10 protein-coding genes and 1 pseudogene are annotated in these 12,416 nt (G+C 69.6%); 6 read left to right on the plus strand and 5 right to left on the minus strand.

Features of this window, described 5'->3' with window-relative positions; translation table 11 throughout:
- Positions 1–1,068: pseudogene (locus tag ABZU72_RS07970) on the minus strand (acyltransferase); the annotation flags it as partial.
- A complete protein-coding gene (locus ABZU72_RS07975) occupies positions 1,068–2,987 on the minus strand; it encodes a hypothetical protein (RefSeq protein WP_355018319.1) in 1,920 nt (639 codons plus the stop codon). The gene ABZU72_RS07975 and the pseudogene ABZU72_RS07970, both read right to left, overlap by 1 nt.
- A gap of 110 nt (positions 2,988–3,097) precedes the next feature.
- Between ABZU72_RS07975 and ABZU72_RS07980 the strand changes: the two genes are divergently transcribed.
- On the plus strand, positions 3,098–4,060 hold the full coding sequence (locus ABZU72_RS07980) for a DUF3068 domain-containing protein (RefSeq protein ID WP_355018320.1): 963 nt from the start codon (positions 3,098–3,100) through the stop codon (positions 4,058–4,060).
- Positions 4,061–4,156: 96 nt separating this feature from the next.
- Here ABZU72_RS07980 and ABZU72_RS07985 read toward each other — a convergent pair whose 3' ends face one another.
- Complete coding sequence (locus ABZU72_RS07985) at positions 4,157–5,044, minus strand: class I SAM-dependent methyltransferase (RefSeq protein WP_355018321.1); 888 nt, start codon at positions 5,042–5,044, stop codon at positions 4,157–4,159.
- Between the two features lie 252 nt (positions 5,045–5,296).
- Here ABZU72_RS07985 and rpsA point away from each other — a divergent pair, with 252 nt between their 5' ends.
- Entirely contained in the window at positions 5,297–6,778 is a 1,482-nt protein-coding gene (rpsA, locus tag ABZU72_RS07990) for a 30S ribosomal protein S1 (protein WP_350661292.1), read from the plus strand.
- An 89-nt stretch (positions 6,779–6,867) separates the two neighbouring features.
- Here rpsA and ABZU72_RS07995 read toward each other — a convergent pair whose 3' ends face one another.
- Positions 6,868–7,014, minus strand: a complete 147-nt coding sequence (locus tag ABZU72_RS07995) for a hypothetical protein (RefSeq protein WP_355018322.1) — start codon at positions 7,012–7,014, stop codon at positions 6,868–6,870.
- An 89-nt stretch (positions 7,015–7,103) separates the two neighbouring features.
- Between ABZU72_RS07995 and ABZU72_RS08000 the strand changes: the two genes are divergently transcribed.
- The 4 genes from ABZU72_RS08000 to ABZU72_RS08015 all read left to right on the plus strand — a co-directional run bounded on the left by ABZU72_RS08000 (position 7,104) and on the right by ABZU72_RS08015 (position 11,264).
- Positions 7,104–8,078: a helix-turn-helix domain-containing protein gene (locus ABZU72_RS08000; RefSeq protein ID WP_355018323.1), complete on the plus strand. Its 975-nt coding sequence runs from the start codon at positions 7,104–7,106 to the stop codon at positions 8,076–8,078.
- Positions 8,079–8,119: 41 nt separating this feature from the next.
- On the plus strand, positions 8,120–8,710 hold the full coding sequence (gene coaE, locus ABZU72_RS08005; RefSeq protein WP_355018324.1) for a dephospho-CoA kinase: 591 nt from the start codon (positions 8,120–8,122) through the stop codon (positions 8,708–8,710).
- An 86-nt stretch (positions 8,711–8,796) separates the two neighbouring features.
- Positions 8,797–10,089 carry a glycoside hydrolase family 3 N-terminal domain-containing protein gene (locus ABZU72_RS08010; protein ID WP_355018325.1) on the plus strand — a complete coding sequence of 431 codons (1,293 nt, stop codon included), beginning with the start codon at positions 8,797–8,799 and terminating at the stop codon, positions 10,087–10,089.
- A gap of 35 nt (positions 10,090–10,124) precedes the next feature.
- Positions 10,125–11,264 (plus strand): DNA polymerase IV, encoded by a 1,140-nt coding sequence (locus tag ABZU72_RS08015; RefSeq protein WP_355018326.1) that lies wholly within the window; start codon positions 10,125–10,127, stop codon positions 11,262–11,264.
- A 105-nt stretch (positions 11,265–11,369) separates the two neighbouring features.
- On the opposite strand, the gene ABZU72_RS08020 is transcribed toward ABZU72_RS08015, so the two are convergent.
- Positions 11,370–12,317 carry a sigma-70 family RNA polymerase sigma factor gene (locus ABZU72_RS08020; RefSeq protein ID WP_141803993.1) on the minus strand — a complete coding sequence of 316 codons (948 nt, stop codon included), beginning with the start codon at positions 12,315–12,317 and terminating at the stop codon, positions 11,370–11,372.
- Positions 12,318–12,416 lie beyond the last annotated feature (99 nt).

Consider the following 12,416-nt stretch of genomic DNA (forward strand, 5'->3'; position numbering starts at 1 on the left):
AATGGTGACGGCGAGCGTCATCCCCAGGACGGTCCAGAAGCGGTCGTTGAAGGTGCCGAACCCGAGCAGCTCCATGCCCATCAGCAGCACGAACATGTGGATCGAGAAGACGCCGTAGGAGATCTCGCCCAGGGTGCTGGGCACCGGACTGGCCAGCCAGCGGCGTACGGGGCCGTCGAGCTCGGGCCCGAAGACCAGCGGGAAGATGACGCACACGGCGACCGCGCCGTAGAGCACGCACTTGAGCGCCGACTCGGCCGGCGTCGGCGCATCGACCAGCCCGGTCGGGCCGGTGATCGGCGTGCAGGCCGCGACGAAGAGCCCCAGCGCCAGCAGCCACCAGCCGGCCAGGTCGCGCCCGGCAGCGTCCAGCCGCGCCCGCATGCCCGGGTCGACCGAGCAGGCCGCGAGCGCGGTGCCGGCCAGGAACCACGGCAGGTAGGCCGGCAGCCATTCCGCCGCGAACGGCTGGTCGAACCAGGTCCGGGCCCCGGCCGCGAAGGCCACGCCGCCGATCGAGAGCAGCAGGCAGACGACGAGCACGCGGCGTACGTCCAGGCGGTCTCGCGGCGTCAGCAGCCGCACCACCAGCGGCAGCGCGAGGTAGAAGGCGACCTCGGTGCACAGGCTCCACATGTGCGCCAGGCCGTAGGCGTGCGTGTCCTGGGTGTAGATCTGGGTCAGGGTCAGGTTGGCGATCCAGCCGCCGACGCCGACGTCGGAGTTCGCGGGCGCGGCGATCAGGCAGACGGCCACGACGACCCAGTAGAGCGGCAGGATCCGCAGCGCCCGCTTCCACAGGTAGCGTCCGGTGCTCGGCGGCGGAGCCCCGGCGGCGCTGGCCGCGAACCACGGCCTGGCCAGCAGGAACCCGGAGACCACGAAGAAGAGCGCCACGCCGAGGTCGAAGTGGGCGAGCATGGCCCCGGTCCAGCCCTGCGGGTAGCGGCCGGTGTGGAACGCGACGTGGGTCAGCACGACCATCAGCGCCCCGACGGCGCGCAGCGCGTCGAGCGTGAGGAATCGGCGATCCATATCGCCTCGGGCTTCGCTTCGGCCGTCCATCATCAGTCCTCCACAGGCCCTGAGATCGGGTCGCCGAACGGCGCCACGCTGCCGACCTCGATGCCACCCAGGCACGGCTTCGACCCCGGAGTCAGGCTCTGGAGGCCGATGGTGTCGAAGCGTCCCTCGCCCGTGCGCAGATAGAGGCTGCGGAACCCGGGCTCGACCTCGACATCGTAGGAGTGGTCGCCGGCGGTCACGCGCATCCGGCCAGCGTCCTTGGCGGCAGCCACGTAGGCGACCCGGATCCACCACCCGGCGCCGTCGACGCCGCCGTCCAGGCCCACCTCGAGCGGCGTCTGCCGCACGCGCAGCTTGCACTGGTCCAGGCTCGGCGTCGGGTCGACGGCGCCGACCGAGCGTCGCTCGGGCTCGACCAGGGCCGGGCGGATGTGGCCGTCCTTGTCGACGAGGTAGAGATTGTCGGTGCTGGCCCGGGGGAACGCCATCTTGTCCGACAGCGGCCGGAGCACCCGGCTCACCTGGTTGTAGGGGTACGACGCGCCCCAGACCATCCACTCGGGCACCGGTCCGTCGGCCATCGGCAGCGGCTCCTCGACCTCGGCCAGGTCGGCGCGGACGGTGTCGATGTAGCGCCGGGTGTTGTCGTCGTCGTGCCAGCCCTGGACGTAGGAGTAGGACGAGAAAAGCCCCAGGGCGGCTACGACCGCGGTCGCCACGGCGACCCGCCGGGGGACGTCGAGGAAGGGTGACGTACGCGTCGGGGTGAGCGTCTCCACGGCCCCGCGCAGCGGCAGCGTGGCCAGCGCGAGCGCCATCGCGGTCACCGCGATCGTGTCGGTGAGGTAGCGGTAGGCGAGCGCGATGTCAGCGCCGACGCCGCCGGCCCGGATGGCGGTGATCAGGGCGATGTCGATGACGAGGATGCCGCCGACCAGCCACCAGGCCCGCAGCGCGATCGAGCGGGTGCGGGCGAGCTCGAAGGTCAGCAGTGCCAGCACGCCGACGGCGAGCACCGAGACCACCGCGCCTGGCTCGGCCCAGCCGGCGGAGTTGCCCTCGATCCACTTCCAGCGCAGCGGCCCGCCGACCACGCCGGGCGCCCACGACTCCAGCAGGAACCGCTGTGCGACCAGCGCGAACCCGTTGGCGTCAGAGCTGCCCGACGCCTTCGACGAGCCCGCGCCCAGGGTGAGATAGGCGACCACGGAGCCGATCGAGACGACCCCGTAGAGGAGTACGCCGGGCAGGTAGCGGCCCATGATGGTCCGCAGCCGGGTCAGGATGTCACCGGTCGCGAACCAGCCCAGCGCCAGCACGGCGTAGGGCCAGAACAGCAGCATCGCCTTCTCGCCGAAGGCGATGGCGGCCAGCGTGATGAGGATCGTCAGCAGGGCCCAGCGGAACCGCCGCGTACGCAGGTAGTTGAGGTGTGTCCATGACCCCCAGAAGATCGCGGCGAGGAACGGCAGCTGGGTGATCCCGGGACCCCAGGACAGGAACGCCGGCAGGCTGATCGAGCTGAACAGGAACAGCGCCAGCGGCGGCAGGATCCCGCGCCGCTTCCCGAATGCGGAGCAGAGGAAGACCAGCGCGCCCAGGTTCGCGATCGCCTGCAGCACCAGCAGTTCGGCGGCCGGGTAGGCCCAGGCGTACGGGTCGAGGCCGAAGTTGTAGGCCGTCAGCGCGAACGCTCCCGGCATCAGATGTCCGGCGAACCCGTGGAAGAGCAGGTCGGCCGAGAGGCCGTCGGACATCAGCTTCGACATGAAGTTCGCGTCGTCGAAGCGGTACCACGAGCCGCTCAGCGCCCAGGCGCGGAAGGCGAGCTGGGCCACGATCAGGGCGAGCGCGGTCGCCACGACATTGCGGGGAGTCGCGAGCAGGCCGTCGGCAGCGGGCGCGTCGGTTGGCCCGCCGGTGTGCCCGGCAGCAGTGGTTGTGGGATGGGGGGAGGACACGAAGAGGAAGTGTCGCACAGCAGTTTGTGACCCGTTGCACACCTGCCCAGGTATTGCTGCTACGGTTCGCGGATCGAGGGGGGAACTGAGGCCTTGGGAGGGGCAAAAACATGCGAAGAGTGATTGGTTACATCTTCTTGCTGGTCGGCGCGTTTGCGCTGGCCGCTGCCGCGGTAGCGGGCTTCTGGGGCCGGGACGCCGCGGCGACCGTGCCGCTCAACGTCAACACCACGACCGTCCTGGACGGCACCGCCAGCGGCGCGCTGGCCAAGTCGGATACCCCAGTTCCGGTGAAGTACACCCGGACCACCGAGGCGGCGCCGAAGGAGTCGACCGACGACGTCGTCGTCTTCGTCGAGGCCGGCTGCATCATGATCCAGGAGGGCGACACGCCTCCGTGCGCCCGCGCCGAGGACGACGACCGCGTGGTGACCACGACGGAGCGCGCCTACGCCATGGACCGCAAGAGTTCCGAGGTCGTCGAGGACCAGGCCAAGTACGTAGGTGAGGACCGGGCCGTCGACGGCATGACCGGCCTGGCCGGCAAGTTCCCGTTCGACACCGAGCGCCACGACTATGAGTACTGGGACGACACGCTCGGCACGACCGTCATCGCCACCTACGTCGACGACGTCGACGTCAAGGGCGTGAAGACCTACCAGTTCGAGGTCGCTGCCTCCGAGGACGACGCGTCGCTCTCGGCGGGAGAGGACGAGGTGAAGGACACCGAGGACGACATCCGGGGCACCTACGAGGCGACCCAGACGATCTACGTCGAGCCGACCACCGGTTCCTACATCGACCAGAGCGCGACCCAGAAGATGGTCACCAGTGATGGCACCGTGCTGATCGATGCCGACATGAGCTACTCCGACGAGACCGTCTCCACCAACGCCGAGGACGCCAAGGACAACATCGCCCAGCTCAACCTGATCGGCACCTGGATCCCCGTCGGCGGCGTCGTCGCCGGTCTGATCTTCCTGCTGATCGGCCTCTGGCTGACCCTGCGCGGTCGCAAGCCCAACGGTGGCGCCCACGCCTCCGCGGACGACCGCACCCTGGTTGACGCCTGAGGCTCAACACACACCCGCGTCGACGTCTGCGGGCCCGGCGGACAGTCTCCGGGCCCGCAGACGTTTTCCATGGCCGGTTGAGCTGGACCCTGCTGTCTAGCTGCTCGCCAGGTCCGCACCGAAGATCGCGGTACCGGGGGTCAGCAGCCCCCGGGTGCGCGACCAGCCGCCCCAGACCCGCTCGTGGTCCTCGGGCCACTCGGGCTCGACCAGGTCGGTGATCCGGAACCCGGCACGGGCCAGCAACGAGACCCAGTCCCCGAGGGTGCGGTGGTGCTCGACGTACGACACCTCGCCGGTCTCGTCGTCGACCTCGACGTAGGGGGTGCGGTCCCAGTAGGACTGGGCGGCGATCAGGCCCTCGGGGCCGGGGTCGTCGGGGAACATCCACCGCGTCGGGTGGGTGATCGAGAACGCGAAGCGTCCGCCGGGCCGCAGGACGCGGGCCGTCTCCGCGAGCGCGTGGGCGATGTCGCTGACGAACTGCAGCGCTCCGAAGGAGCAGAAGACCACGTCGAAGGAGTCGGTGGCGAAGGGCAGGTCGGTCGCGGTGGCCTGCACGGCGGGGACGACCACGCCGGTCTGCTCGTCGAGGCGCCGGGAGTGCTGGAGCTGGCGGCCCGACAGGTCCAGACCGATCGCGCGACCGCCCTGGGTGTTCACCCAGCGGGAGCACTGACAGGCGCCCGAGCCGAGCTCGAGCACGTCCTTGCCGCTGATGTCGCCGAGGATGCCGAGATCGGCCTCGGTCAGGCCCTCCGGGCCCCAGACGAACCCGGCCTCACCGAGGAACGGTCCGTGCGTGGCCTGGTACTCGTCGGCGTAACGATCCCAATCGGGGCCGTTCGCGCGGCGTGACTCGGCTTCACCGATGGTACGCCGCTCGGCTCTGACCACAGGGCCGGTTGTTCCGATGGTTTCGATCGCGCCGAAGGGATCGATGGGCGCCTCCGGTCGAACGACCGGGCTGATGGCTTGGTCCACCCCTACAGCCTAGGCCCAGCGCGGTGACGTCGACAGTTGGACGGAGCCTGTGACGGGAGCGTAGGCTAAGAAACTGCGTCTGAAGTCTGCCCGGGTCCCAGACCTAGTGGACCTTGGCCTGCTACCTCGACCGCCGGTTCACGCCGGGCGACGAAGCCTGTTTGCGCTGGTGCCGGCGAGGGGTTGCCGACCGGAGACTTGAGACGTGTGTGACCCGACGATATCTGTCCACCCAAGGAAACCACCTCCCTTATGACGAGCACGCTCAACATTCCTCTTCCCGACTACGACGCGCCTCAGGTCGCGATCAACGACATCGGGTCGGAAGAGGACTTCCTCGCCGCGATCGACGAGACCATCAAGTACTTCAACGACGGCGACATCGTGGACGGTGTCATCGTCAAGGTCGACCGGGACGAGGTCCTGCTCGACATCGGTTACAAGACCGAAGGTGTCATCCCGTCGCGCGAGCTCTCGATCAAGCACGACGTCGACCCGTCCGAGGTTGTCGAGGTCGGCGACAAGGTCGAGGCCCTGGTGCTCCAGAAGGAGGACAAGGAAGGCCGCCTGATCCTGTCCAAGAAGCGCGCGCAGTACGAGCGCGCCTGGGGCACGATCGAGCAGGTCAAGGAGGAGGACGGCGTCGTCGAGGGCGCGGTCATCGAGGTCGTCAAGGGTGGTCTCATCCTGGACATCGGCCTGCGTGGCTTCCTCCCGGCCTCCCTCGTCGAGATGCGTCGCGTCCGCGACCTGCAGCCGTACGTGGGTCAGACCCTCGAGGCCAAGATCATCGAGCTCGACAAGAACCGCAACAACGTGGTCCTGTCGCGCCGTGCCTGGCTCGAGCAGACCCAGTCCGAGGTTCGCCACGGCTTCCTGACCCAGCTCCAGAAGGGTCAGATCCGCAAGGGTGTCGTCTCCTCGATCGTCAACTTCGGTGCGTTCGTGGACCTCGGCGGCGTCGACGGTCTCGTCCACGTCTCGGAGCTGTCCTGGAAGCACATCGACCACCCGTCCGAGGTCGTCACCGTCGGCGACGAGGTCACCGTCGAGGTTCTCGACGTGGACATGGACCGCGAGCGTGTCTCCCTGTCGCTGAAGGCGACGCAGGAGGACCCGTGGCAGCACTTCGCCCGCACCCACCAGATCGGCCAGATCGTCCCGGGTAAGGTCACCAAGCTGGTGCCGTTCGGTTCGTTCGTCCGTGTCGAGGAGGGCATCGAGGGCCTGGTGCACATCTCCGAGCTGGCCGAGCGCCACGTGGAGATCCCCGAGCAGGTCGTCCAGGTCAACGACGACGTCATGGTCAAGATCATCGACATCGACCTCGAGCGTCGTCGCATCTCGCTCTCGCTCAAGCAGGCCAACGAGACGGTCACCTCGACCGACGTCGAGGAGTTCGACCCGACGCTCTACGGCATGCCGGCCAGCTACGACGAGCAGGGCAACTACCTCTACCCCGAGGGCTTCGACCCGGAGACGGGCGAGTGGCTCGAGGGCTACGACGAGCAGCGTGAGAAGTGGGAGCAGCAGTACGCTCAGGCCCACGCTCGCTGGGAGGCCCACATCAAGCAGCAGCAGGAGGCCGCCGAGAAGGCTGCCGAGGCCGGCGAGGCCACCTCTTACTCCTCGGGTGGCTCGGTCGACGAGACCGTCTCCGAGGACGAGGGCGGTTCGCTCGCCTCCGACGAGGCGCTGCAGGCTCTCCGCGAGAAGCTGACCGGCGGTCAGTGAAACGCTGAGCTGAAACGCCGAAGACCCGGTCCCCGTCGTGGGGCCGGGTCTTCGGCATCTTCAGGTGCACTCATTCGGGTGCCCGTCTCTCAGTGCCAGCGGACTGCGGGGAGGAAGTCGGGGTCGGAGGCGTGGGACCGCGGGGCGGCCTTGGGGCGGTCGTGGCGTACGGTCGAGATGGTCGCGTAGGCGGCGACGGCGAGCAGGACGATGAGGACGAGGATTGCTGTGTTCATGGCAGTAATTCTTCGCTACCAGGTATTCCTGCCACATTGGCAGAAATGCCTAAGTTGCGCGATTTCCTGCCAACTGGCACCCTTCTAAGGTGCTTAGGAACGTAGCTGCGGTGATCTGGGACGGTGTCGCCCCCTTCGAGTTCGGAGTCGTGTGCGAGGCGTTCGGGCTCGACCGGCGCGACGACGGGGTGCCGCTGCTGGAGTTCGGCGTCTGTTCGCTCGAGCCCGGCTTGGTGCGTACGAACCTGGGCTTCGGGATCGAGGCCACGTACGGTCTCGAGCGGGCCGACGAGGCCGACCTGGTGTGTGTGCCGGCGATGCGCAGGGGCGACGCGGTGCCGCCGCTGGTGGCCGAGACGCTGCTGCGCGCCTATCACCGTGGCGCCCGAATCCTGACCGTCTGCGGCGGGGCCTTCGCACTGGGTGCGGCGGGTCTGCTCGACGGGCGTGAGTGCACCACCCACTGGAAGTACACCGACGAGCTCGCGGAGAGGTTCCCCGAGGCGAAGGTGGTGCCCGAGGTGCTCTACGTCGACACCGGGCAGATCATCACCAGCGCCGGCACCGCCGCCGGACTGGACGCGTGCCTGCACATCTGGCGCCAGGAGTACGGCGCAGCGGTCGCCTCGGCCGTGGCCCGGCGCATGGTCGTGCCGCCCCAGCGCGACGGTGGGCAGGCGCAGTTCATCTCCCACCCCGTGCCCGAGGTCGAGGCCGAGACGCTCGGTCCGCTGCTGGCGTGGATCGTGGAGAACCTCCACGAAGACCTCGACGTGGACTCGCTCGCCCATCGAGTGCTGATGTCGCCGCGTACGTTCGCCCGCAGGTTCCGCGCCGAGACCGGGGCGACGCCCTATGCCTGGATCACCGCCCAGCGGGTGCGCCGGGCCGAGGAACTGCTGGAGCGTACCGACCGGTCCGTGGAGTGGATCGCGGGCGAGGTCGGCTTCGGCAACGCCGCGGCGCTGCGCCACCACTTCACGCGCGTGCGAGGGCTCTCCCCGCAGGCCTACCGGCGCCGGTTCGCCTGCAGCGACAGCCTCGACTCGGCCATGCCCGCCTAGGCGGCGTGAGGCGCCGACAGCGGCCCCATTAGGTTGGGGCCATGCGCGTAGGACTCACCGGCGGGATCGCCTCGGGGAAGAGCACGGTGTCGGAGCTGCTGGCCGGGTTCGGGGCGGTGATCGTGGACTCGGACAAGATCGCCCGGGAGGTCGTCGAGCCGGGCACAGCGGGGCTCGCCCAGGTCGTGGCGGAGTTCGGGCCGTCGGTGCTGACCGAGTCCGGTGCGCTCGACCGGGCCAAGGTGGGGGAGATCGTCTTCGCCGACCAGGGCGCCCGTGAGCGGCTCAACGCGATCGTGCACCCGTTGGTCGGGGCACGCTCCGCGGAGCTCGAGGAGACCGGGCGGACGGCCGGGAAGCTGGTCGTCAACGACATCCCGCTGCTGGTCGAGGTGGGCTATGCGCCCTTCTTCGACGAGGTGATCGTCGTCGACGTACCGGTCGAGACCCAGGTCGAGCGGGCGATCGCGCGTGGGATGACCGAGATCGACGCCCGCGCCCGCATCGCTGCGCAGGCCAGTCGCGAGGATCGACTCGCCGCGGCGACGTACGTCATCGACAACACCGGCACCCTCGATGACCTGCGGAAGCGGGTGCGGGAGATCTACGACGCCCTCGCCGGAACGTGTTAATGAGTGGGGTTGCTGACATACTCGGCCGCGTGACTGGGGGCAAGCACACCGATTCAGAGGATCAGCAGCGTCGGCCGAGGCGTTGGATGCGACCGGTGATCGCGGGTGCCGTGCTGGCCCTGGCGGCCGGCGCGGGCGCGGCGGCGGTGACCGTCGGAATGCCGACGAGGGTCGAGGACGAGCCGAACAGGCCGGCCAATGCCACCACGAAGACCGACCCGAAGAAGGACACCACGCCGCTCGCCTGGGGTCCCACGCGCGGAGAGCTGGCGACCGCCCGCGAGCTGGTGTCGGGCTGGGACGAGAAGCAGCTCGCCGGACAGGTGATCGTCGGCCGCTACCACGGCACCGACCCGGCCAAGGCCGCCAAGATGGTCCGCAAGCTCCACCTCGCCGGGGTCAGCGTGACGGGCGAGAACGTCGTCGACGAGGCCCAGGTGCGCGAGACGACCGCCGCGGTCTCCCGTGCGGTGGCGGCTGATGGCCGTTCTTTCCCCGCGGTGATCGGCGTCGACCAGGAAGGTGGCGTCGTCTCCCACCTGCGCGGCGTGGCCACCGAGTTCCCCGAGTTCGCACGCACGGGGGACGCCATCGAGGCGAAGCCGGGCAAGGGAGTCGCGGTGACCACCGAGGCGGCGCGGACGACGGCGCTCGAGCTCCGCGACCTGGGCTTCACCTGGGCGTTCGCGCCGGTCGCCGACGTGACCGTCGGCGCGGCCGATCCGACGATCGGCTCGCGTTCCCCGAGTGAGGACCCGAGGATCGCCGCGACGGCGGTCTCCGCGGCCGTGCAGGGCTACAACGCCGCCGGTCTGGTCTCCACCACGAAGCACTTCCCGGGCCACGGCGCGGTCACCGGTGACACCCACCTCGGGCTCCAGGAGCTCGACTTCGGGAAGAAGAAGCTCAAGCGCCGCGACCTGGTGCCGTTCGACGCCGCGGTCGATGCCGGCGCACCGGCCGTCATGATCAGCCATGTCGACGTCAAGGCCGTGGCCCCGGGGAAGCCCGCCAGCATGGCGGCCCCCATCTACGACCTGCTCCGCGACGATCTCGGCTTCGACGGCATCGCCGTCACCGACTCGTTGGGCATGGGCGCGGTCACGACCACCACCAAGAAGCCCTCGGTGGCCGCCCTCGAGGCCGGCGCCGACCTCCTGCTGATGCCGGCCAACTCCAAGGCCGCCCACCGCAGCGTCGTCAAGGCGCTGCGCTCCGGCCGCCTCGACCGTGATCTTGTCGAGGACGCCGCCGCGAAGGTCGTCGCCATGCAGATGTGGCAGCAGCGCACCGCCGGTGAGGTCCCGGTTCCCGGTGACGTACGAGAGCAGGCGGAGCGGGCCTCCGCGGCCCTCTCCGAGGCTGCCTCGCAAGGCTGACCCTTCGCTGCGGCTGTTCGTGGCACCATCGACGCATGACGGTGGTGCTGCACGTCGACCTGGACCAGTTCATCGCGGCGGTGGAGGTGCTGCGCCGGCCTCAGCTGGCCGGTCAACCGGTGATCGTGGGTGGGCGCGGGGACCCGACCGAGCGGGCGGTGGTCTCGACGGCCTCCTATGAGGCTCGGGCGCACGGGGTGGGTTCGGGGATGCCGCTGCGGCTCGCGGTGCGGAAGTGTCCCGACGCTGTGCTGCTGCCGGTCGACCACGTGGCCTACGACGAGGCCTCCGCGGGCGTCATGGACACGCTGCGATCGCTGGAGTGGGGCGGCGTACCCGTCCTGGTCGAGGTCCTCGGCTGGGACGAGGCGTTCCTCGGACCCGACCCCGACCACGGCGACCTCGGCGACCCGGTGGCCTTCGCCCAGGACGTACGCGACCTCGTGCTCGCACGCACCCGGCTGCGCAGCGGCGTCGGTGTCGGCGACAACAAGCTGCAGGCGAAGCTCGCCACGGGGTTCGCCAAGCAGCGCGTCGACGGTGCCCTCGCGCGTGAGGCCGGTGCGGGCGGCCACGAGCCCGGCCCGGGCGGGCAGCCGCGGGGGACCGGCGTCTACCGGATCACCCACGAGACCTGGGACGCCGAGATGGGCCACCGTCCGACCGACGCGCTGTGGGGGATCGGGGCGAAGACCGCGAAGCGGCTCGCCGGGCTCGGGATCGAGACGGTAGCCGACCTGGGAGCGGCCTCGGCGGAGCATCTGGCCGCCGAGATCGGCCCCACGACCGGCCCTTGGCTGCGCCGTCTGGGCCGTGGCGCCGACACCAGCCCCGTCGACCCCTCGCCGTGGGTCGCGCGCGGCCACGGCCACGAGGAGACCTTCCAGCAGGACCTCGTCGAGTGGCCCGACATCGTCGCCGCGACCCGCCGCCTGTGCGCCGAGTGCCTCGCGGATGTGCTGAAGGAGGGCCGCCCGGTGACCAGGGTCGAGATCAAGGTGCGGCTCAAGCCGTTCTTCACCGTCACCCGCGGCCACAAGCTCCCCGAGCCCACCCTCGACCCCGACCGCCTCGCCGACGAGGCCGAGGCGCTCCTGGGGCGGGTCGAGAAGGACCGCCCGGTCCGCCTCATCGGCGTACGCCTGGAGATGGCCCCGCCGCCCGGCGGCTACTGACCGCCGAGACGTCGCCCGCGTCGGCCGAAGCGTCACATACGCAGATCGAGTTGGCACCGTAGTGCCAACTCGATCTGTGTAAGTGACGCCTCGGCTGAATAATGGCTACGCCGCGAGGTCGGGGTCTGCGAAGCGGCGCAGCTTCTGCAGGGCCTCGCGCTCGAGCTGGCGTACGCGCTCGGCGGAGATGCCGTGCTTGACGCCGATGTCGGCGAGCTTGTGCTGACGGCCGTCCGTGAGCCCGTAGCGGGAGCGGACGATGTCGGCGGAACGCTCGTCGAGCTGGCCGACCAGCGAGTTGAGCCGCTCGCGCGACTCGACGTCGATGACGTCCATGTCGGGCGACGGTGAGGACTCCTGAGCCATCAGGTCGCCCAGCGAGGTGTCGCCGTCCTCGTCGATCGGCGTGTCGAGCGAGACGTGGTCACGACCCCAGGAGAGCAGGTCGAGGACGCGGTCGATGTCCATCCCGAGCTCGCCGGCGATCTCCTCCGGCTCCGGGTCGCGGCCGAGCTGACGCTCCAGGGTGCGGCGGGCGCCGCCGACCTGGTTGAGCTCCTCGACGACGTGGACCGGGAGCCGGACCACACGCGCCTGCTGGGCGATGCCACGGGTGATCGCCTGGCGCACCCACCACGTCGCGTACGTCGAGAACTTGTAGCCCTTGGTGTAGTCGAACTTCTCAACGGCCCGGATCAGGCCGGTATTTCCTTCCTGGATCAGGTCGAGCATCGGCATCTGCGCGCGGCCGTACTTCCGCGCGATCGACACCACCAGTCGCAGGTTGGCGTTGATGAACTGACGGGTGGCGCGGTGGCCTTCCTCGGCCAGCCACTCCAGCTCGGCTCGGGTGGCTCCACCGGGTGCTTTCTTGCGGCCGACGCGGCCCTCGGCCAGCAGATGCTCGGCCATCAGGCCGGCCTCGATCGCCTTGGACAGCTCAACCTCTTTGGCAGCATCCAGGAGCTCGTTGCGGGCGATCTCGTCGAGATACAGCCCAACGCTGTCACGGCCCTCGATCTCTCGGGTGGCAGTGGCGGTGCGTGTCGCCATGGGAACCTCCTCACGGTGAGGTTTGTGGCCTCACGGTGGTTTCAACGCTTCGCCCCTCCCAGGTGTTCCCTGGTAGAGCGCCTTGTCATCGAATCCGTT

The organism is Nocardioides sp. NPDC004968, assembly GCF_040608935.1.
Classification (GTDB): Bacteria; Actinomycetota; Actinomycetes; order Propionibacteriales; family Nocardioidaceae; genus Nocardioides.